The 21,256-nt window shown below is 65.0% G+C and carries 13 protein-coding genes; 8 read left to right on the top strand and 5 right to left on the bottom strand.

Features of this window, described 5'->3' with window-relative positions:
• Positions 1-23: 23 nt before the first annotated feature.
• Positions 24-635 carry a glutathione S-transferase family protein gene (locus CKW37_RS04375; RefSeq protein WP_095154217.1) on the bottom strand — a complete coding sequence of 204 codons (612 nt, stop codon included), beginning with the start codon at positions 633-635 and terminating at the stop codon, positions 24-26.
• A gap of 216 nt (positions 636-851) precedes the next feature.
• On the opposite strand from CKW37_RS04375, the gene CKW37_RS04370 reads away from it, so the two are divergent.
• The 6 genes from CKW37_RS04370 to tadA all read left to right on the top strand — a co-directional run bounded on the left by CKW37_RS04370 (position 852) and on the right by tadA (position 8,173).
• Positions 852-1,547 carry a response regulator transcription factor gene (locus CKW37_RS04370; RefSeq protein WP_095154216.1) on the top strand — a complete coding sequence of 232 codons (696 nt, stop codon included), beginning with the start codon at positions 852-854 and terminating at the stop codon, positions 1,545-1,547.
• The gene (locus CKW37_RS04365; RefSeq protein ID WP_095154215.1) at positions 1,547-2,893 is read left to right on the top strand and encodes a sensor histidine kinase; all 1,347 of its coding nucleotides are present in this window, start codon (positions 1,547-1,549) and stop codon (positions 2,891-2,893) included. The genes CKW37_RS04370 and CKW37_RS04365 overlap by 1 nt, the downstream gene beginning before the upstream one ends.
• Before the next feature lie 76 nt (positions 2,894-2,969).
• Complete coding sequence (locus CKW37_RS04360) at positions 2,970-5,198, top strand: TonB-dependent siderophore receptor (protein WP_095154214.1); 2,229 nt, start codon at positions 2,970-2,972, stop codon at positions 5,196-5,198.
• 64 nt (positions 5,199-5,262) lie between these two features.
• A complete protein-coding gene (locus CKW37_RS04355; protein WP_095154213.1) occupies positions 5,263-6,153 on the top strand; it encodes an alpha/beta hydrolase in 891 nt (296 codons plus the stop codon).
• A gap of 158 nt (positions 6,154-6,311) precedes the next feature.
• Positions 6,312-7,694, top strand: a complete 1,383-nt coding sequence (locus CKW37_RS04350) for a multicopper oxidase family protein (RefSeq protein ID WP_095154212.1) — start codon at positions 6,312-6,314, stop codon at positions 7,692-7,694.
• On the top strand, positions 7,694-8,173 hold the full coding sequence (gene tadA, locus CKW37_RS04345) for a tRNA adenosine(34) deaminase TadA (protein ID WP_095154211.1): 480 nt from the start codon (positions 7,694-7,696) through the stop codon (positions 8,171-8,173). Before CKW37_RS04350 ends, tadA begins: the two co-directional genes overlap by 1 nt.
• On the opposite strand, the gene mltF is transcribed toward tadA, so the two are convergent.
• Complete coding sequence (gene mltF, locus CKW37_RS04340) at positions 8,170-9,630, bottom strand: membrane-bound lytic murein transglycosylase MltF (RefSeq protein ID WP_095154210.1); 1,461 nt, start codon at positions 9,628-9,630, stop codon at positions 8,170-8,172. The genes tadA and mltF overlap by 4 nt on opposite strands.
• A 246-nt stretch (positions 9,631-9,876) precedes the next feature.
• Here mltF and purL point away from each other — a divergent pair, with 246 nt between their 5' ends.
• Together purL and CKW37_RS04330 are read left to right on the top strand one after the other, a co-directional pair.
• Positions 9,877-13,776: a phosphoribosylformylglycinamidine synthase gene (gene purL, locus CKW37_RS04335; protein ID WP_095154209.1), complete on the top strand. Its 3,900-nt coding sequence runs from the start codon at positions 9,877-9,879 to the stop codon at positions 13,774-13,776.
• 3 nt (positions 13,777-13,779) lie between these two features.
• Positions 13,780-14,091 carry a YqfO family protein gene (locus tag CKW37_RS04330; protein ID WP_095154208.1) on the top strand — a complete coding sequence of 104 codons (312 nt, stop codon included), beginning with the start codon at positions 13,780-13,782 and terminating at the stop codon, positions 14,089-14,091.
• A gap of 111 nt (positions 14,092-14,202) precedes the next feature.
• Here the strand turns inward: CKW37_RS04330 and CKW37_RS04325 are convergent, their stop codons facing one another.
• From CKW37_RS04325 to CKW37_RS04315, 3 genes are all read right to left on the bottom strand, one after another.
• Positions 14,203-18,735: a hemagglutinin repeat-containing protein gene (locus tag CKW37_RS04325; RefSeq protein WP_095154207.1), complete on the bottom strand. Its 4,533-nt coding sequence runs from the start codon at positions 18,733-18,735 to the stop codon at positions 14,203-14,205.
• A gap of 24 nt (positions 18,736-18,759) precedes the next feature.
• Entirely contained in the window at positions 18,760-20,475 is a 1,716-nt protein-coding gene (locus CKW37_RS04320; protein WP_095154206.1) for a ShlB/FhaC/HecB family hemolysin secretion/activation protein, read from the bottom strand.
• Positions 20,476-20,673: 198 nt separating this feature from the next.
• Positions 20,674-21,240 (bottom strand): murein L,D-transpeptidase family protein, encoded by a 567-nt coding sequence (locus tag CKW37_RS04315; RefSeq protein WP_095154205.1) that lies wholly within the window; start codon positions 21,238-21,240, stop codon positions 20,674-20,676.
• Between the last annotated feature and the right edge of the window lie 16 nt (positions 21,241-21,256).

The raw sequence follows: 21,256 nt of genomic DNA, 5'->3' as shown, positions 1-21,256 counted from the left end.
CGTGGGAATTGAACCCGGGTGGGTCAGGCGCTCAGCCCGGCGCGGCTCTGGGCGAAGGGCACGAAGCCCGGCAGCGCCTCGACCCGACGCAGGAAAGCATTGACGGCGGGATAGCCGGACAGGTCGACATTGCCCTCCGGGGCGCGAGCGACGTAACTGTAGATGGCCACGTCGGCGATGGTCGGATGGGCGGCAGCGAGCCACTCGCGGTCGGCCAGGTGCTGTTCCAGTCGGCCCAGCAGGACATGGGCGCGGGCAATGACTTCGTCAGCGTCGAAACTGGCGTTGAACACGGTGATCAGCCGCGCAGCACAAACGCCGTAGGCCAGTTCGCCGGCGGCCACGGACAGCCAGCGCTGGACCCGTGCCGCGCCCAGCGCGTCCTCGGGCAGCCAGTCAGTGCGCCCGGCCTTCTTCGCCAGGTAGACGAGGATGGCATTGGAGTCGGCGATCACGATCTCGCCATCCTCCAGTACTGGAATCTGGCCGAACGGATTCAGGGCGAGAAACGCCGGCGACTTGTGCGCGGCGGCGGCCAGATCGACTTCGATCAGCTCATGGGGTACGCCCAGCAGCGAGGCGAACAGAACTGCGCGATGGGCATGGCCCGAGAGAGGGTGGTGATGGATCTTCATGTTCCGGCTCCTGGCTTGAGTGAGCGGGGCGGGGTGAGTCCCGATCCGTGAGGCCAGTGTGGAACCGAACGCTTTTTGGCGGAATAGGCGTTGTTGGCAGTTCTTTATTGCGTCAGGTGGAATAATCGCGCCGGGCTGACCGATGTCATTGCTCCCGTCCGGGGTGAAATGGGATGATTCGCAATTGCAATCACTTACCACCCAGAGCCACTGTCCGTGTCCCCCAGACTTCTCCTTACCGAAGACGACCTCAACCTGCGTCAGGACCTCGAGCAGCATTTCCAGCGCCGTGGTTTTCACGTTCATGCCTGCGAAAACGGCACCCAGGCCCTGGCGGCGATGGAACAGGGCGGTTTCGATCTGGTGCTGCTGGACATCATGCTGCCGGGGATCGATGGCCTAAGCCTGCTGGACAATCTGCGTCGGCATCAGTCGGTGCCGGTGATGCTGATGTCGGCCCTCGGCGCCGAGCAGGATCGCATCAGTGGCTTCACCCGCGGCGCCGATGACTACTTGCCCAAGCCGTTCAGCCTCGCCGAGCTGGACGCCCGGGTCGATGCGCTGTTGCGGCGGGTGGCGCTGGATCGGCGGCGCGACGAGCAGGGCAGCGACAGCGGTTCGCTGACCTTCGATCAGGAGCGTCAGGACGTCGTTCACCAGGGCCGCAACGCCGGGCTCACCGGTTCCGAATTCCGCCTGCTGTCAACGCTGCGCGCCCACCCCGGCGAGGCGTTGAGCAAGGCGTTTCTCTATCAGACGGTGCTGCACCGCGCCTACACCCGGCTGGACCGCGGCCTCGACGTCCACGTCTGCAACCTGCGGCGCAAGCTGACCGCCATCGGCGCGGCGCATGTGCAGATCCAGTCGGTGCGCAGTCAGGGTTACATCCTGGTGGAAGCGGAACCGTCCTGATGCGTCGTCATCCGCTGTTATGGAAGCTGGCGCTGATACTGGTGAGCTTCTGCCTGTTGCTGACGTGGCTGATCTGGACCTGGGGCCTGTCGGTGGAGCGCAGCACCTACTTTCTCAGCGCCGCCGATCAAACCTATCTGGCGCGTTATGCCGAGCAGGCTGAACGGGCGTGGCGCGACGGCGGAGCCGAGGGCGCCGAGGCTTACCGCCAGCAGCTCGCACAGCAGGAAGACACCTGGGTGGCGCTGGTCGGGCCCTATCTGCAAAGCCTCGGCACCACGCCGCTGAGCGCTGAAGATGCCAGCCATCTGACCTTCATGCGCAAGCTCGACTGGCCCATGAGCCGGCGGCTTCAAGATGAATTGCCGTATGTCAGCATCGAATTCCCCGAGCATCCCGAAGACGGCCGGCTGGTCATTCAGTTGCCGGAGCGCCTGCTGCCCACCGGCCTGACGCCCTGGACCCATCTGGTCACCCACGGTATAGCGCCGGCGGTTTTGGCGTTGCTGCTCGGGTTGGCGCTCTATCGCCATCTGGTGGTGCCGCTCAATCGCCTGCGCGACCGCGCCGACGCCTTGCGCGCGGATGATCTGAACAGCCCCGGCCTGCCGCTTCAGGAGCGCCGCGATGAACTGGGCGAACTGGCCCAGGCCTTCGAACATATGGCCGGGCGCTTGCGGCGCAGTCTCGATCAGCAACGGTTGTTGCTACGTACCTTGTCCCACGAATTGCGCACGCCGCTGGCGCGGCTGCGCATCGCCCACGACAGCGGCGTACCGCCGGAGCAACTGCGCGAGCGGCTGGACCGGGAAGTGGACGGCATGCAGCGGCTGCTGGAAGACACCCTCGACCTGGCCTGGATGGACACCGAACAACCGGAGCTGTCCACCGAGCCGGTGCAGATGCTCTCGGTGTGGGAGGCGCTGTGCGAAGACGCCTGTTTCGAAAGCGGCTGGGTGCGCTCGCGCTTGCCTTCGACACTGTCCGCCGACTGCCGGATTCAGGGCCATCTGGACAGCGTTGCCCAAGCCCTGGAAAACCTGCTGCGCAACGCCATTCGCCACTCGCCGGAAGGTGGGACGATCCGCTTCGATGGCGTGCGCGAGGGCGACTGCTGGCATTTCCAATTGACGGACCAGGGGCCGGGCGTCGCCGAGGCCGACCTTGAACGCATCTTCGAGCCTTACCAGCGTCTGGCCGGCAGCGGCGCGGGTTTCGGCCTTGGCTTGGCGATCGCCCGTCGCGGCATCGCGTTGCAGGGCGGAACGCTGTGGGCCAGCAATGGCCATCCGGGCTTGGTGCTTCATCTGGTGCTGCCCGTCGCGGAGGAATGTTTAGAAAGTTAATGAGCTTTACTCTCAATTGGCAGTCATTATCATTCGTGATCTCTTGCATTCAGCGCGACGTTCCGGAGATCGAAAGATGTTGCCCCGCCCAGTCCCCCGCATTCCCTTCCTGTTGCTGACCAGTTGCCTGTTGTCCACCGCCGTGCAGGCGGCGTCCGAACCGCAGGTCGTCGAGCTGGAAAGCCAGAACGTCGTTGCCACTGCACTGGAAGAGACCAAGCAGGCGCCGGGCGTGTCGATCATCACCGCCGAGGACATCAAGAAGCGCCCGCCGGCCACCGACCTGTCGCAGATCATCCGCACCATGCCCGGGGTCAACCTGACCGGCAACTCCACCAGCGGCCAGCGCGGCAACAACCGCCAGATCGACATCCGCGGCATGGGCCCGGAAAACACCCTGATCCTGGTCGATGGCAAGCCGGTCGGCAGCCGCAGCTCGGTGCGTTACGGCTGGCGCGGCGAGCGCGATTCGCGCGGTGACACCAACTGGGTGCCGGCCGATCAGGTCGAGCGCATCGAAGTCATTCGCGGCCCGGCGGCGGCCCGTTATGGCTCCGGCGCGATGGGCGGGGTGGTGAACATCATCACCAAGCAGGCCGGCGCCGAAACCCACGGCAACATGACCGTCTACCAGAACTTCCCGCAGCACGGCGAAGAAGGCACCAGCAAACGGGTGACCTTCGGGCTCAACGGCCCGCTGACCGACAGCCTCAGCTACCGGGTCTACGGCAACGTGGCGAAAACCGATTCGGATGACTGGGACATCAACGCCGGGCACGAATCCGCCCGCACCGGTAACCAGGTCGGCACGCTGCCGGCTGGCCGCGAAGGTGTGCGCAACAAGGACGTGAACGGCCAGTTGAGCTGGCACCTGAGCCCCGAGCAGACCCTGGAACTGGAAGCAGGCTTCAGCCGCCAGGGCAACATCTATACCGGCGACACCCAGAACACCAACTCCAACGCCAACGTGAAAAGCATGCTGGGCCACGAGACCAACATCCTTTACCGCGAGAACTACGCGCTCACCCATCGCGGCGACTGGGACTTCGGCAGCACCATGGCTTATCTGCAATACGAGAAGACCCGCAACCAGCGGATCAACGAAGGCCTGGCCGGCGGCACCGAAGGCATTTTCAGCAACACCGATTTCTACACCTCGACCCTGCGCGACCTGACCGCCCACGGCGAAGTGAACCTGCCGCTGCACGCCCTGCGTGACCAGACCCTGACCCTCGGCGCCGAGTGGAGCCAGCAAAAGCTCGATGACCCGAGCGCCAACACCCAGACCACCAGCGAAGGCGGCGCGGTCAGCGGCCTGACCAGCGCCGGTCGCGACACCAGCTCGCAAGCGCAGATCGTCTCGTTCTTCGCCGAAGACAACATCGAACTGCTGCCCGGCACCATGCTCACGCCGGCCCTGCGTTTCGATCACCACAGCATCGTCGGCGACAACTGGAGCCCGTCGCTCAACCTGTCCCACGCGCTGACCGACAACCTCACCCTGAAAGCCGGCATCGCCCGTGCCTACAAGGCGCCGAACCTGTACCAGCTCAATCCTGACTACCTGCTCTACAGCCGCGGCCAGGGCTGCTACGGCCAGAGCACCAGTTGCTACCTGCAAGGCAACGACAAGCTCGAAGCCGAGACCAGCGTCAACAAGGAATTGGGGATCGAGTACCAGAACGACGGCTGGGTCGCCGGCCTGACCTACTTCCGCAACGACTACAAGAACAAGATCGAATCGGGGATGAGCCCGGTCGGTCGTGCCACCGGTGGCACCGGCACCTACGTCAACTCCGCGGTCTACCAGTGGGAAAACGTGCCGAAGGCGCTGGTCGAGGGCCTCGAAGGCACCCTGACCATCCCGCTGACCGAGCAGTTGAAGTGGAACAACAACTTCACCTACATGCTGCAATCGAAGAACAAGACCACCGGCGAGACCCTGTCGGTGACCCCGAAGTACACCCTCAACTCGATGCTTGACTGGCAGGCCACCGACGCGCTGTCGCTGCAGGCCAGCGTGGCCTGGTATGGCAAGCAGACGCCGAAGAAGTACGACTATCACGGTGATCGCGTGACCGGTAACGGCAATAACCAGTTGTCGCCGTATGCGCTGGTGGGCTTGAGCGGCACCTACGCCTTCACCAAGAACCTGAGCCTGACCACCGGGGTTGAAAACCTCTTCGACAAACGCCTGTTCCGCGAAGGCAACGCTCAGGGCGTGAACGGCATCGATGGTGCGGGTGCCGCCACCTACAACGAGCCGGGCCGCACGCTCTACACCAGCCTGACCGCCTCCTTCTAAAAGGCCCCGGCCGCCGCTTCCGCGTGGAAGCGGCGGCTGATCGCGCACATAACGAGAATGCCTGATGAACCTCACCCCGTTATTCCTGAGCCTGGCGCTGATGGCGTCGGGCTCTGTTGCGTTGGCGCAGCCGGAGCCCGAGCAGAAAATGGATGCCGCCGTGCTGCAGCAGAAGGACTCCGCTTACCGTTTCACCACCCTCACGCTCGACTCCGCTGACGGCAAGCGCCATTACCAGTTGTGGGTCGGCAAACCGGACCGCCCGGCACCCGCTGCCGGTTATCCGGTGCTGTGGATGCTCGACGGCAACGCCGCCCTCGGCACCCTGCAAGCGTCGCAGTTGCGCGAACTGGCCGCCGGCCAGGCGCCGCTGCTGGTCGCCGTGGGTTACCAGACCGAGCAGCGCATTGAGCGTAACGCCCGTACTTACGACTACACCCCGGCGGTGCCGGGCCTGGCGGAGCAGGTTGATCCATTGACCGGGCAGCCCAGTGGCGGTGTGGATGGTTTTTTTGACCTGTTGAATCAGCGCATGCGGCCGATGGTCGCCGCGGTTGCGCCGATTGATGGTCGTCGCCAGACCCTTTGGGGGCATTCCTATGGTGGCCTGGCCGTGCTGCATGCGTTGTTCCGCCGGCCCGGCGAGTTCAGCGATTACGCGGCGGCGAGTCCTTCGTTGTGGTGGCGGGACGGGGCGATCGTGCGCGAGGCCGAAGGCTTGTCGGCGCGACTGGGCGACAGCCATCCGCGCCTGCTGCTGATGCGCGGAAGCGCCGAACCGTCCCAGCCACGCGGACCGAGCACAGGTGATGTGGAAGCGCCGGCGCGGGCGTTGGTTGCCGATCTGGAGCAGGTTCCGGGGCTGCAGGTCAGCTACCAGCGTTTCGAAGGGTTGAACCATGGGCCGATGTTGCCGGCGTCGTTGGGGGTGGTGATCGAGCGGATGTCGCGTTGACAGGTTTGTGTTGTTGCTGATGGCCTCATCGCTGGCAACCCACCCTGCGACAAGACTTCACTTAATCTTTGATAAATGCGGGTGTATCGTATTCGCCCTTCACGCTGGCCAGATAAAGGCCAACTGTTGTTTTCCGCGAGTACGAGGTGCCTGTTCCGATGTCCTTTTCCCGTCGACAAATGCTCAAGGGGCTGACCGGCCTGGTGGTGGTTGGCCTGGGCGCCGGTGGCGCGGCCCGTTACTGGCTGGGCAAGGTCGAGGACGAGAACGCCGGGCACGACTACGAACTGATCGCCGCGCCGCTGGACGTGGAACTGGTGCCGGGCTTCAAGACTGAAGCCTGGGCCTTCGGCCCGTCGGCGCCGGGCACCGAGTTGCGGGTGCGCCAGGGCACCTGGCTGCGGGTGCGCTTCATCAACCACCTGCCGGTGGAAACCACCATTCACTGGCACGGCATCCGCCTGCCGCTGGAAATGGACGGCGTGCCCTATGTGTCGCAACTGCCGGTAAAGCCGGGCGAGTTCTTCGACTACAAGTTCCGCGTGCCGGATGCCGGCAGCTACTGGTATCACCCGCATGTCAGCAGCAGCGAGGAACTCGGCCGCGGTCTGGTCGGCCCGCTGATCGTCGAAGAGCGCGAGCCGACTGGCTTCAAGCACGAACGCACCTTGAGCCTGAAAACCTGGCATGTAGACGAGCAGGGCGCCTTCCTGCCCTTCAGCATCCCCCGCGAGGCCGCGCGCAACGGCACCGCCGGGCGCCTGATCACCATCAACGGCCAGGCCAACGCGGTGAGCGAACTGCCGGCCGGGCAGGTGGTGCGGGTGCGTTTGCTCAACCTCGACAACACCTGGACCTACCGCCTCAACCTCAAGGGCAACTGCGAGGCGATGATCTATGCCCTCGACGGCAACCCCATCACCCCGCGCCCGCTGGAAGACGACTACTGGCTCGGCCCGGGCATGCGCATCTGCCTGGCGATCCGCATTCCCGAGGCGGGCGAGGAAGTGTCCCTGCGCGACGGCTTCGTGCGCCTCGGCACCCTGCGTTCGGTCGCCAGCTCCGACAAGCCGGGCGACTGGCCGCCAGCGCTGCCGCAAAATCCGGTCGCCGAGCCAGACCTGGAGAACGCCGAGAAACTCAACTTCAATTTCGAATGGGCCGGCAAGGTCTCGGTGGATACCGATAACGGCAGGCCGCCGAGCCTCTGGCAGATCAACGGCCAGGCCTGGGACATTACCGACAAGACCTGCGCTGACCGCCCGATCGCCACGTTGCAGAAGGGCAAGAGCTACATCTTCGAGTTGAAGAACATGACCCAGTACCAGCACCCGATTCACCTGCACGGCATGAGCTTCAAGGTCATCGCGTCCAATCGCCACAACATTGTCGAGCCGTGGTTCACCGACACCTACCTGCTGGGCAAGAATGAACGCGCCCAGGTGGCGCTGGTGGCGGATAACCCGGGAACCTGGATGTTCCACTGCCACGTCATCGACCACATGGAAACCGGCCTGATGGCCGCGATCGCGGTGGTCTGATGCGGCCGCAGATCATCGATCGCAGCCGCGATCAGGAATTCATGCGCCTGGCCCTGGAACTGGCCGCCCAGGGCGCCGCCCTCGGCGAAGTGCCGGTAGGCGCGGTGCTGGTGCAGCACGGCGAAGTGATCGGGCAGGGCTTCAACCGGCCGATCATCGACAGCGACCCCAGCGCCCACGCCGAAATGGTCGCCATCCGCGCCGCCGCCAAGGCCGCCAGCAACTACCGGCTGCCGGGCAGCACCCTGTATGTGACGCTGGAACCGTGCAGCATGTGCGCCGGGCTGATCGTGCATTCGCGGGTCAACCGCGTGGTTTATGGCGCGCTGGAGCCCAAGGCCGGGATCGTGCAGAGCCAGGGACAGTTCTTCACCCAGGGTTTTCTCAATCACCGCGTGATCTATGAAGGCGGGGTGCTGGCGGAGGAATGCGGGACGGTGCTGAGCGAGTTCTTCAAGGCCCGAAGAGCCAAGGCTTAAAGCGGCGGGGTCTGCTCCGCCGGCTTGTCCTTGTTCACGCCGGGCACGTGCAGATTGCCTTCGGCGACCTGGCTGCCCTCGAGCTGCGGCTGGGTCACCCAGGTGAGGATGTCGTAGTAGCGGCGGATGTTGGCGACGAAATGCACGGGCTCGCCGCCGCGGGCGTAACCGTACTTGGTCTTGCTGTACCACTTCTTCTGCGACAGCCGCGGCAGCATCTTTTTCACGTCCAGCCACTTGTTCGGGTTCAGGCCCTCGCGCTCGGCTAGCTTGCGCGCGTCGTCCAGGTGACCGCCGCCAACGTTGTAGGCGGCCAGGGCGAACCAGGTGCGGTCCGGCTCCTTGATCGAGTCGTCGAGCTGTTCCTTGACGTGCATGAAGTACTTGGCGCCGCCGCGGATGCTCTGCACCGGATCGAGGCGGTTGGAAACGCCCATGGCCTGGGCGGTGCGCTGGGTCAGCATCATCAGGCCGCGCACGCCGGTCTTGGAGGTCACCTCCGGCTGCCACATGGATTCCTGATAACCGATCGCCGCCAGCAGGCGCCAGTCCACCTGTTCTTGCTTGGCGTAGGTGCGGAAGTGCTTTTCGAAGCGCGGCAGGCGCTGCTGCAGGTGCTGGGCGAAGGTATAGGCGCCGACATAACCGAGCACGTCGACGTGCCCGTAATAGCGGTCTTTCAAGCGTTGGAGGGTGCCGTTCTTCTGCACCTTGTCGAGGAATTCGTTGATTTCGTTGAGCAGGCTGTTGTCTTCGCCGGCGGCCACGGCCCAGCGCTGGTCACGGGCATCGCCGAGGTCGAAGGCCACCCGCACGTTGGAGAAATACACCTGATTCATCGCCAGTTCGTTGGAATCCACCAGGGTCAGGTCGATCTGCCCTTCATCGACCATGCGCAGCAGGTCGACCACTTCCACCTGGTCGGACTCTTCATATTCCAGGCCCGGGTATTGTTTCTTCAGTTCGGCGAGCTGTTCGGCGTGGCTGCTGCCCTTGAGCACCAGGATGCGCTTGCCCACCAGACCGGCGGCATTGGTGGGGCGGGTCTTGCCGTTGCGATAGATGACTTGCGGGGTGACTTCGAGATAAGGGTGGGAGAAGCGCGCCTGGCCCTTGCGCTGCTCGCTGCTGACCAGGCCGGCGGCGGCCAGCACCGGGCCTGACGGTTTGCCGAGCTGGCTGAACAGGTCGTCGAGGTTGTCAGCGGTTTCGATCTGCAGTTCAACGCCAAGATCGTCGGCGAAGCGTTTCACCAGCTCGTATTCGAAGCCGGTCTCGCCGTTACGATCCTGGAAATAGGTGGCCGGGCTGTTGCGGGTCACCACGCGCAATACACCATCCTCCTTGATGCGTTCGAGGGTGCTGGGTTTTTCAACGCAGGCACCGAGCATCAGGAAGAGTCCGGTTGCGATGAGCCATTTGGCGCAACGCTGGCGCAAAGCAGTCTGGGCAAACATAACGTGCAGTATACGCAAAGGGCCTGCCGCGCCATATCTCGACAACTGATAGCTTGTCTGCTATCGCCGCCTGTGCTTGCGACTTTTCAGCGCAGTTGCAGCTTGCTTGCGGACGGACGGCCGCCCTGGAACGCACTTGCCGACATTCGGATGGCCGCCAATGCAGCGTTTCGGGTGCCTGACGCAGAGGTTTAGGCTAGAATGCACGGCCTCTAAGCACACCCCCTTCCTGAGGCTGTCCCGACGATGTTGATCCTGCGCGGCGCTCCTGCCCTTTCTGCCTTTCGCCACGGTAAATTACTCGAGCAATTGAGCCAGAAAGTCCCCGCTGTTAGTGGTTTGTACGCTGAATTCGCTCATTTCGCCGAGGTTGACGGCGATCTGACCGCCGACCAACAGCAAGTGCTCGCGCGCCTGCTCAAGTACGGCCCGAGCGTACCGGTACAGGAACCTGCCGGTCGCCTGTTCCTGGTCATGCCGCGTTTCGGCACCATCTCGCCCTGGTCGAGCAAGGCCAGCGATATCGCCCACAACTGCGGCCTGGAAAACGTCCGTCGCCTGGAGCGGGGCATTGCCTTCTATATCAGTGGTGAACTGAGCGAAGCCGACGCCGCTGGCGTTGCCGAGCTGCTGCACGACCGCATGACCCAGGTGGTGCTGGCCCGGCTGGAAGAGGCCGCGGGCCTGTTCAGCCACGCCGAACCCAAGCCGCTGACCGCCGTCGACATCCTTGGCGGTGGCCGCGAAGCCCTGGCCAAGGCCAACGTCGAGCTGGGCCTGGCCCTGGCCGAAGACGAGATCGACTACCTGGTCAACGCCTTCCAGGGCCTCAAGCGCAACCCGCACGACATCGAACTGATGATGTTCGCCCAGGCCAACTCCGAGCACTGCCGTCACAAGATCTTCAACGCCAGTTGGGATATCGACGGCGAAAGCCAGGAAAAAAGCCTGTTCGGCATGATCAAGAACACCTACCAGATGCACAGCGAAGGCGTCCTGTCCGCGTACAAGGACAACGCCTCGGTGATCGTCGGTTCGGTCGCCGGCCGCTTCTTCCCGAATCCTGAAACCCGCCAGTACGGCGCGGTGAAGGAGCCGGTGCACATCCTGATGAAGGTCGAGACCCACAACCACCCGACCGCCATCGCTCCGTTCCCGGGGGCCTCCACCGGCTCCGGCGGCGAGATCCGCGACGAAGGCGCCACCGGTCGCGGCGCCAAGCCGAAAGCCGGCCTGACCGGCTTCACCGTTTCCAACCTGCGCATCCCGGGTTTCGAACAGCCGTGGGAGCAGGCGTATGGCAAGCCCGAGCGCATCGTCAACGCGCTGGACATCATGATCGAAGGCCCGCTGGGCGGCGCCGCGTTCAACAACGAGTTCGGTCGTCCGGCCCTGACCGGCTACTTCCGTACCTTCGAACAGTCGATCAACACCCCGCACGGCGAAGAAGTGCGCGGTTACCACAAGCCGATCATGCTGGCCGGCGGCATGGGCAACATCCGTGAAGACCACGTGCAGAAGGGCGAAATCACCGTCGGCGCCAAGCTGATCGTGCTCGGCGGCCCGGCCATGCTGATCGGTCTGGGCGGCGGCGCTGCCTCGTCGATGGCCACCGGCGCCAGCTCCGCTGACCTCGACTTCGCTTCCGTGCAACGGGAAAACCCGGAAATGGAACGCCGTTGCCAGGAGGTCATCGACCGCTGCTGGCAACTGGGCGACAACAACCCGATCGCCTTCATCCATGACGTTGGCGCCGGCGGTATCTCCAACGCCTTCCCCGAGCTGGTCAACGACGGTGGCCGCGGCGGCCGCTTCGAACTGCGCAACGTGCCCAACGACGAGCCGGGCATGGCCCCGCACGAAATCTGGAGCAACGAATCCCAGGAGCGTTACGTGCTGGCCGTCAGCGCGGTCGACTTCGAGCGCTTCCAGGCCATCTGCGAACGCGAGCGTTGCCCGTTCGCGGTGGTCGGCGAAGCCACCGAAGAAGCGCACCTGACCGTCACCGACAGCCATTTCGGCAACACCCCGGTGGACATGCCGCTGGAAGTCCTGCTGGGCAAGCCGCCGCGCATGCACCGTTCGGTGACCCGCGAAGCCGAGCTGGGCGATGACTTCGACCCGGCCCAGTTGGAACTGACCGACTCGATCGAGCGCGTGCTGCGTCACCCGGCCGTGGCCAGCAAGAGCTTCCTGATCACCATCGGCGACCGCACCATCACCGGCCTGGTCGCGCGCGACCAGATGGTCGGCCCGTGGCAGGTTCCGGTAGCCGACGTTGCCGTGACCGCCACCAGCTTCGACGTCTACAGCGGTGAAGCCATGGCGATGGGCGAGCGTACTCCGCTGGCGCTGCTCGATGCTCCGGCATCCGGTCGCATGGCGATCGGCGAGACGCTGACCAACATGGCCGCCTCGCGCATCGAAAAACTCTCCGACATCAAACTGTCGGCCAACTGGATGTCCGCCGCCGGCCATCCGGGTGAAGACGCCCGTCTGTACGACACCGTCAAGGCCGTGGGCATGGAACTGTGCCCTGAGCTGGGCATTACCATTCCAGTGGGCAAGGACTCCATGTCCATGAAAACCCGCTGGAGCGACGAGGGCGCGGAGAAGAGCGTTACTTCGCCGATGTCGCTGATCGTCACCGGCTTCGCGCCAGTCACGGACATCCGCAAGACCCTGACCCCAGAGCTGCGCATGGACAAGGGCGAGACGGACCTGATCCTGATCGACCTGGGCCGCGGGCAGAACCGCATGGGCGCCTCGATCCTGGCGCAGACCTACGGCAAGCTGGGCAGCCAGGCGCCGGACGTCGATGACGCCGAAGACCTCAAGGCCTTCTTCGCGGTAATCCAGGGCCTCAACGCCGACGGTCACCTGCTGGCCTACCACGACCGTTCCGACGGTGGCCTGCTGACCACCGTGCTGGAAATGGCCTTCGCCGGTCACTGCGGCCTGGACCTGGAACTGGACACCCTGACCAGCAAGCGCGAGAAAGTCTCGGCCATCCTCTTCAACGAAGAGCTGGGCGCGGTGATCCAGGTTCGCCAGGACGCTACCCCGGACGTGCTGGCCCAGTTCAGCGCCGCCGGCCTCGGCGAAGACTGCGTCGCGGTGATCGGCAAGCCGGTCAACAGCGATAGCGTCTCCATCAGCCTCAATGGCGAGGTGTTGTTCGACGGCAATCGTCGTCTGCTGCAACGTCAGTGGGCCGAGACCAGCTACCAGATCCAGCGCCTGCGCGACAACGCCCAGTGCGCCGACCAGGAATTCGACCTGCTGCTGGAAGAAGACAACCCGGGCCTGAGCGCCAAGCTGGGCTTCGACGTCAACCAGGACATCGCCGCGCCGTTCATCAAGAAAGGTGTGCGTCCACAGGTGGCGGTACTGCGTGAGCAGGGCGTCAACGGTCAGGTCGAGATGGCCGCGGCCTTCGACCGCGCCGGCTTCAACGCCATCGACGTGCACATGAGCGATATCCTCGCCGGTCGCGTCGACCTGGACGCATTCAAGGGCCTGGTGGCCTGCGGTGGCTTCTCTTACGGCGACGTCCTCGGTGCCGGTGAAGGCTGGGCCAAGTCGGCGCTGTTCAACAGCCGCGCCCGCGACGCTTTCCAGGGCTTCTTCGAACGTACCGACAGCTTCACCCTCGGCGTGTGCAACGGTTGCCAGATGATGTCCAACCTGCACGAACTGGTGCCGGGCAGCGAGTTCTGGCCGCACTTCGTGCGTAACCGTTCCGAGCAGTTCGAAGCCCGTGTCGCCATGGTTGAAGTGCAGAAGTCGAACTCGATCTTCCTGCAGGGCATGGCCGGTTCGCGCATGCCGATCGCCATCGCCCACGGCGAAGGCCATGCCGAGTTCGCCAGCGAAGAAGCCCTGCTTGAAGCCGATCTGTCCGGCTGCGTGGCACTGCGCTTCGTCGACAACCACGGCAAGGTCACCGAAACCTACCCGGCCAACCCGAACGGCTCGCCGCGCGGGATCACCGGCCTGACCAGCCGCGACGGTCGCGTCACCATCATGATGCCGCACCCTGAGCGGGTCTTCCGTGCCGCGCAGAACTCCTGGCGTCCGGACGACTGGAACGAAGACGGCGCCTGGATGCGCATGTTCCGCAACGCGCGGGTGTGGGTGAACTAAAGGGTGTACAAGCTCGCCTTCTTCGTTCCGCCGAGCCACGTCGACACGGTCAAGCAGGCCGTGTTCGCCGCGGGCGGCGGGCGCATCGGCGACTACGACTGCTGCGCCTGGCAAGTGCTGGGCCAGGGTCAGTTCCGCCCGCTGGACGGCAGCCAGCCGTTTATCGGGCAGAGCGGGGTGGTCGAGCAGGTGGAAGAATGGCGAGTGGAATTGGTGGTGGCCGACGAGCTGATTCATCAGGTCGTCGGTGCGCTGAAGCAGAGTCATCCGTATGAAACGCCGGCGTATGAGGCGTGGAAATTGGCGGATATCTGAGGCTCTTCGCGACGGTTCGGCGGCGCATCGCGAGCAAGCTCGCTCCTACAGGATGTAGGAGCGAGCTTGCTCGCGATGGGGCCCCAATTGGTTTAACTGACGGGCGGAACCTCATTTTTTCTCAATAATCCCCGACTCCAGCCTCACCTCCCGATCATGTCCCCCGGTGCGCAACAGCCCCAGATCCAGCGAAGAATCCCCGTCCTCCAGATTCATCCCGCCATTCTTGTAGGTATTGACCAGATCGCTGCCCAGCTCCACTGGCGCATTCGACAGGTTGGTCCCCACCACTCGCCGCACATCGCGGCCGTTCAGGGTTTCCTGGCTGATCCGCTCGCTACCCAGTTCGACCTTTCCCTGGCTTGAACGAACATCCGCCCCCGACAGCTTCACATCGCCGCCGACCTGCAAGGCAACGCCTTCCTGCCCGCTCAGCCGGCTCTGGCTGGCGACGCTGTCACGCCGTGCGTAATCCACTTTCAGGTCCAGCGTCGGTGAAATGCCCGGGTCGGCGCTCTGCACCGCGCCGCCGACTTTCTTCTCGGCGCTGGCACCCAGCGGACCACCGAAGGAGCGCACGGCGTTGAGGTAGCCCTGCGGGTTCTTCTCCCGGCTCAGTTGCGCATCGACATTCACCTTCAACGCGTTGACCCGGTCCTGGCGGCTGGCCAGTTGCAGGTCACCGCCGATAACGCCTTCGATACGCCCGGCATTGACCCGCACGCCGTTGAGCAGCATGTCGTTCATGCTGTACAGGCCGACTTGCCCGGCGTCGAGCTGGCTGTTCTGGTGCACAAGGTTGTCGCGTTGGTCGAGGTTGAACTGCGCCCGGCCATACAGACCTTTTTTCGTGTCGTCGCGCGTGGCTGCCGGGGTCATGGCGATGCCGGCACCCACGGTGAGGTCGAGGTTGTCGCGGCGCTCGCTGCTGGTGGCTGATTCGATCAGCACGCCGCCGTTTTCCGCCGCGACCTTGATCCGTTCGGCTGATGCTTGCAGGCCCTCAAGGTGGATCGCGTCGTCCTGCCTCGCCTGGCTCGACAGGTTCACCTCCTGTTGCGCGGTGAAGACCGCGCCCTGGGTACGGCGGTCGGACTCGGAAATCCGCCCGTTGCTGAAATGCCCGCCCAGCCCGCCGCCCTTGCCGGCATCGTTCATCTTCAAGACCACCTCACCGCCGCCGCCAATGTTATCGCCGCTGGCCTCATGACTGTCGCTGGCCGCCAACACCCGCAACGGGCCGTCGGCCTGCACGTCGATATTGGTTGGCTTGGCGCCGCTGCTGCCGATGCGGGTGCCGGCGAGCGTCAGCTCACCGCCGGCCTTGAGGCGGACATCGCCCGTGCTGTCGATGCTGGCGACCCGCGCCTGGCTGTCCTGGCTGTCGCTGCGTTTTTGATCCAGATAGCCACGGGCCTCCAGTGCACTGCCCGCCGGGCTGTTACCCGCCTTGAGCCAGGCATTGCCGTCGAGCTGGCGCAGGCTCTGCTCCTGGCGGTCGTTGGCCTGGGGCAGGCTGAGATTGCCGGCCGTCTCGAGGGTCAGACCGCCCTTGCCGGCGTCGAAGGCGGTGCCCTCGTAAAGCCCGTCGCTGCCCAGTTGAATCTGGATGCCCTGCTGACCGTAGAGGCTCCCCGGGCGGGCGGTGGTCGTGGTGTTGCTGCTGCTCAGCGATCCGCCCTTGCCGGAGATTTTCCCGGCAATGTCCTTGCCCGTGCTGGTTTCCACCCGGGCAGTGCCGCCGACTTCCAGGCGCTCGACGGTTTCGGCGGTGGTGTCTTGCGCGGCGACGAACTGGTGATTCCGCGCATCGATCTGCAGTCCGCCTTTTTCGGCGCGGTAGCGAGTGCCGGTATCGCTCACCTCATCGGCCTGGACCTTCACCGTGGTGCCGGACAGCTCGCTGACCCGCGCGGTTTCGCTGCGGCTGGTCTGTTCGCGGTTGAGGTGCTCCAGCGCCAGGTCCACGCCCAGGGTCGGCGGCGCCAGGGCGTCTTCCACCGAGGCTTGCTGGAAGCGCGCGGCCTCGTTGCCGTTGATCAGGTTTTCGATCGGACGGGTGATATCGCGGGTTTCCAGACTCAGGCCCAGGCTGCCCTGCCAGTTGCGCTCGCTGTCGCGGGTTTCGCGGACGCTGGCGGTGGCGCGGTTTTCCACCCGGGTTGCGTCGACCAGCAGGTGCTCGCCGGCGCTCACCTGCGCCGCTTCATTGATCAGCGTGTCGGCCTTGATGCGTAACGGTCCCGCTGCCGTCAGCTCGCTCGGGAGGCTGTCGACCAGGCTTTCCTCCTGTTCCCGTCGCTGGTAGGCGCCCTCGTAGCCGCCGCCCTGGCGATCCATCCCTGCGGTCACCGCGAGGCCGCCCGCCGAGCGGGTGCTGGTGGTGAGTTGCCGCTCGCGGGTGGTTTGCGCGCCCAGGGTGACGGTCTTGCCGCTGATATCGATGGCGCCGCTGCTGTCGAGGTTGCTGCTGTTCAGCGACACGTTGGCCTGGCTGCCAATGTTGATCGCCGCGCCGCTGAGCTGGCTGGCAACCAATGTGTCCTGGCTGGCGCTGCGCTCGCTTTTTTTCACTTCATAGCCCGCTGAGGCCACGTATTGCTTCGACGCCGGCTTGCCGTCGAGCGCTTCGGCCGTCTGCCGGGCGCTGGCGTAGAGGCTTTTGTCGGTTTGTTGGGTGGTGCTGTTTTCGCTCTGGGTGGCGGCGCTGACGCGCAGGTCTTTCGCAGCGTCCAGTTGCAACTGCCCACCGGCCTTGAGCCGGGCACCGATGACCTGCAATTCGTCGGCGCTGGCCAGGCGCAGGTTGCTTTCCGAGGCCAGGTCGCTGACCAGCGCGGTGTCGCGTTGCTGGTGGGTGTCGGTGCTGCTGCCGAGCAGGCCGAACAGCTTGCTGTCTTTACTGCTGGTGCTGCGGGTCGAGCTTTCCCGCGCCGCTTCGACGCTGAGCAGGGCCTTTTCGCTGGCCAACAGGGCGTCGCCGGTGCTGCTGATCCGGCTGCCGCTGACCCGCACTTGATCGGCGATCACGGTCAAGGCACCGCTCGCCTCAAGCTGGCTGCCACGAACGGTCTGCTGTTCGCCTTGTGCCCGCTCGCGGTTGCCGAAAAACGCCCCGGAGGCCAGGTCGCCCCGGTATTCCTTGCGGGAGTCACTGCCCTTGAGCGAGGTCCCGGCGATATCGAGTTCAGGGGTTTTGATGCTCATGTCCGCGCTGCTTCGCAGCTCGCTGCCGATGATGCGGGTGGGCCCCGCCGCCTCCACGGTCAGGTTGCGGCCCGAGAGTTGGCTGGGGCGGGCGCTTTCGCGGTAGTCGTGGGTGTCCTGGTCGCCGCGCCACAGGTGCTTGCGGTGGCGGATGCGTTCGTCGCGGGTCACGCTGTCGATGCCGGCGCTGACCTCCAGCGTGTTGCCGCTGCGCAGCTTCAGGTCGCCGCCTGCTTGTACCCCGGCGGCCAGCAGGCGGGCGTCGCCACCGGCGTCGAGGGTAATATCGCTGACCGCCTGAAAATCGCTGCCGGTGGTCAGGCGTTCGACTTCGCTGCCCGTGCGCTCGAAGGTTTCGGTGGTGACGAACCACCACTTCTTGTCCCACTTCTCGTTGTCGCGGCGGATGCTTTCGCGGGTCTTGGCGTCGAGGGTGAGGTTTTTGCCGGTGCGGACCTTGATCTGTTCGGCCCGGCCTTCGATGGCGCTCAGCGTCATGTTGTCCGCGGCATCAAGCTCGAGGTTGCCTTTGCCCGCGTCGAGACGACTGCGTTGCTGCGCGCTGCCGCTGATCTTCAAGTCCCCAGCCGAGCGAATGCTGATGCCTTGGCGAGCGTCCATCGACGGCGCCTCGATTCGCACGCCCGCGCCCTCGGCGGTGCTGATGATCCGGATGCGCCCGGCCTGCATGGCGCCGAACAGCCTGGCGTCGATAGAGCCCGGCGTGCCGGCCAGATGCTCGACGATCTCGCCGCTGGCGCGGTCGATGCGGTTGCGGCCGACGGTCAGGTCCAGGTCGGTCGCCGCGCGAAGTGGGCCATGGCTCTCGATGCGCGGGGCGATCAGTTCCAGGGCGCCTTCTGCATTGCTCAGACCAAGGCCGTCGACCCGCAACTCGCCGCTGGCGGTGAGGCTGTTGAGGTAGGTTAGGCGCTGGTCTTCGATTTCCGGGCGCCCCACCAGAAAGCCCGCGCGGGTGGTGTTGATGAAGCTGCCGCCGTTGATGGTGATGCCGTTGGGGTTGGCGAGGATGTAGTCGGCGGGCTGGCCGAAGATTTCCTGGGTGCCGTCGATGCTGGAGGCGTTGCGGCTGATCACCTCGTTGAGGATGGTGGACGCCGCCTGGCCTTGGAATTGCGGGTTGGCGCCCAGCGCGCCGGCCAATTGCGATTGCCCGGCGTGCAGGGCGTTGTTGAGCACCACGCCAGGCTGGCCGACGTTGTAGTCGAGGAACTGGTTGTGCGACAGGCCGCTGGCGGACGGCGCGACGATGTTAATCACCGGCACACCGTTGTGCTCGTTGATGGATGGCGTTCCGCCCGGGCCGGTGGCCGGTTGCAGGCCGTTGTTGGCGATGGCTCCGGTGGGAACCAGCAGGCTGACGCTGATCGCCCAGCGCAGCAGGTCGGGGGTGAACCGTGGAGGTAGAGGGGTCATGGTGGTCTCTCTCTTGGGTGGGGATCAGAACGTCAGGGTCAGTTGCGCGCGCCAGTAGCCCGGCTCCAGATCGCGGCGCCGCGTGCCGCTGGCCTGCAGGGCGCGCTGGTAATCGAGGCTCAGCTGGCCGCGAGGCAGGCTCAGTTGCAGGCCGGCGTGGGCGCCGAGCAGTCGTTGTGTGGGGCTGCCGTGGTCGTAGCGGCTCCAGCCGGCGTCGAGGCCGAGGCTCGGACGGATTTCCAGCGGCACCGGCAGCGGGTTGTTCAGCGGCAGGCTGAGGGTGTTGCGCCAGACCGCGCCGCTGGCGCCGGACACCGTGGCGCGACGAAAGCCCCGCACCGCCGTGTCGCCCGCGACCGCCATCTGCTCGATCGCGGGTAGCGGTTCAGGGCTGTATTGCAGGTTCAGTTCGCTTTCCCAGCGCCAGCGAAACGCGGGATCGACGCCTTCGCGCAGTTGCCAGAGGCTTGCCAGGTACTTGCGGAACAGCGGCTGCGGCGCGCGCGGGTTTGCTGCGCGGTCATCGGATCCGAACCAGCCGAGCCCCTGGTTGTAGCCGAGGGTGGCGTTCCACAGCGCATCGTCGCGCCAGCTCAGGTTGAGACTGGCATCGAGGCTGGTGAGCGTCGGGCTTTGCAGGCGAAGGCGCAGTCGTTCGCTGGAGAACCGCGTGTCCAGGCGCTTGTAGTTGAGCCGCAGGTTGGCGCCGAGGGTGGTGGACTGGTCGTGCCATAGCGCGCGGTCCACGCCGAGGCTGTAGAAATCGCTCTGGCCGCTGTTGCTGGCGTTCGAGCCGGGCAGGGCGGCGCGGTATTCCAGGCGGTCCAGGCTCAGGGCGAAACGCCAGGGGCCATAAGGGCTGTTGTAGTAGAGCCCGTAGCCACGGCTGTCGCCACGCCCGGGCAACAGGCGGCGAAGGCTGTGCAGACGCAGGAAATCGTTGTGTTCCAGCGGACTGTCGAGGCTCAGGCTGACACCCAGTCGCTCGCGGCCCGTCGCCTCGCTGCCGCGGTTGTCGAGGCTGGTGGCCAGCTTCAGGCGTGATGCCGGTTGCCGTTGCGAGCGAATGATCACCCGCGTGCCGCCTCGCAGTTCGCCCGGCTCAAGGTCCGCGCTGAGGTCGAACGCCTGCAGGCGATTCATCTGGTTCAGCCCCTGCTCCAGCGTGCTCAGGCGCAGTGGCTGGCCAAGCAGATCGGGAAAGGCGCGGGACAGCGACAACGGCAGTTCCGGGTCATCGAACTCCACCGATTCGACAAAACCTTCGACGATCAGGATGTCCAGGCTCGCCCCCGCGTGCGGCGGCTGGGCCAGATAAGGCCGGCTGGCGAGGTAACCCAGTTGCAGGTAAAGCCGAGTGATGGCTTTGAGCACCGCGTTGACCCGTGCCTCGTCCATGCACGGTTGCAGCAACGGATCGACCACCTCGTTCAGGGCGTCGCGGGAAATCAGCGTGTTGCCCGCCAGGCGAAGGCCGGAGACAGGCCAGCACTGTTCGGCTTCGAGCGCCGCAGCGGGCGTCTCGTTCGGCGTCTCGATGACCGTCGGCGGCGTGAGCTGGCGCAAGCGCTGTTGTCGCTCCATCGCGTCTGCGTCGCGGCGTTGCTCGCGTAATAGCGGCAGGACCGAAAAGGCCTCGTCGGCCAGCGCGGGTGCCACGAACAGCAAAATCAGGGTGATGAAGACCGTGGATGCCAGCGCCGGGGAGCGCGGGCCTCCGGTTCGCGATGAACGGGACATAGGCTGGCGTCCTTATGTTCTTGTTCTAGGACGAAGGAAGCATTTCAGGTGAGATGAATCTAAGGGAGGAGCATCCGTTTGAATGCTGGGGATGAGCGTGAGGAGAGGTAGGGGACGAGCGCGAGTGCCCTCGGAAATTTCCGAAGGTTACTCAGGAGGGTAGGAAATGTCCGGCGCGAAGGCGCCGGAGCGGGTCGATCAGGGGCGGATCTCGATCATGGTGCCGTCCTTTACCAGGCTCCAGACTTCGCGCATGTCGGTGTTGCGCATGGCGATGCAGCCTTCGGTCCAGTCCAGCGTATGGAAAAGCTGTTCCGGGTTGTCCTCCGTGTCCGGCGTTCCGTGAATCATGATCATCCCGCCGGGCTGAACGCCTTCGCGACGTGCCCGGGCGGCATCGGTGACGTTGGGGTAGGACACATGGATCGCCAGGTTGTAGCGGTCCGAGACCTTGCGCCAGTCCAGCCAATAGAAGCCTTCCGGGGTGCGCTTGTCGCCCTCGCGCTCCTTGGCGCCGACGGGCTTCTTGCCGAGGGAGATGCGGTAGGTCTTGAGCGGTGCGCCATTGCTGATCAGTTCAAGGCGGCGCTGCGACTTGAGCACCAGCACCTTGTCGATCCGGTTCGATGGCTTGACCTCGGCGGGAGAGGACTGCGGCGCAAGCGGCGCGTCCTTGAGGATCGGCTTGGTGACGATGGTTTCGGTGTAAGCCGCCTGGGACACCGAAGCCACACTGAGGCAGAAAAGGGCAAGCAACCAGCGCATGAAACGGTATCCCTGA

Origin of the sequence: Pseudomonas sp. Irchel 3E13 (assembly GCF_900187455.1) — a bacterium.
Classification (GTDB): Bacteria; Pseudomonadota; Gammaproteobacteria; order Pseudomonadales; family Pseudomonadaceae; genus Aquipseudomonas.
This window is presented reverse-complemented; position numbering and strand designations above follow the sequence as displayed.

Excerpts from the sequence above, each read along its gene's own strand:
- CKW37_RS04375 (WP_095154217.1), bottom strand. The coding sequence starts at position 635 with ATGAAGATCCATCACCACCCTCTCTCGGGCCATGCCCATCGCGCAGTT.
- CKW37_RS04365 (WP_095154215.1), top strand. The coding sequence starts at position 1,547 with ATGCGTCGTCATCCGCTGTTATGGAAGCTGGCGCTGATACTGGTGAGC.
- CKW37_RS04360 (WP_095154214.1), top strand. The coding sequence starts at position 2,970 with ATGTTGCCCCGCCCAGTCCCCCGCATTCCCTTCCTGTTGCTGACCAGT.
- CKW37_RS04355 (WP_095154213.1), top strand. The coding sequence starts at position 5,263 with ATGAACCTCACCCCGTTATTCCTGAGCCTGGCGCTGATGGCGTCGGGC.
- CKW37_RS04350 (WP_095154212.1), top strand. The coding sequence starts at position 6,312 with ATGTCCTTTTCCCGTCGACAAATGCTCAAGGGGCTGACCGGCCTGGTG.
- tadA (WP_095154211.1), top strand. The coding sequence starts at position 7,694 with ATGCGGCCGCAGATCATCGATCGCAGCCGCGATCAGGAATTCATGCGC.
- mltF (WP_095154210.1), bottom strand. The coding sequence starts at position 9,630 with ATGTTTGCCCAGACTGCTTTGCGCCAGCGTTGCGCCAAATGGCTCATC.
- purL (WP_095154209.1), top strand. The coding sequence starts at position 9,877 with ATGTTGATCCTGCGCGGCGCTCCTGCCCTTTCTGCCTTTCGCCACGGT.
- CKW37_RS04325 (WP_095154207.1), bottom strand. The coding sequence starts at position 18,735 with ATGACCCCTCTACCTCCACGGTTCACCCCCGACCTGCTGCGCTGGGCG.
- CKW37_RS04320 (WP_095154206.1), bottom strand. The coding sequence starts at position 20,475 with ATGTCCCGTTCATCGCGAACCGGAGGCCCGCGCTCCCCGGCGCTGGCA.
- CKW37_RS04315 (WP_095154205.1), bottom strand. The coding sequence starts at position 21,240 with ATGCGCTGGTTGCTTGCCCTTTTCTGCCTCAGTGTGGCTTCGGTGTCC.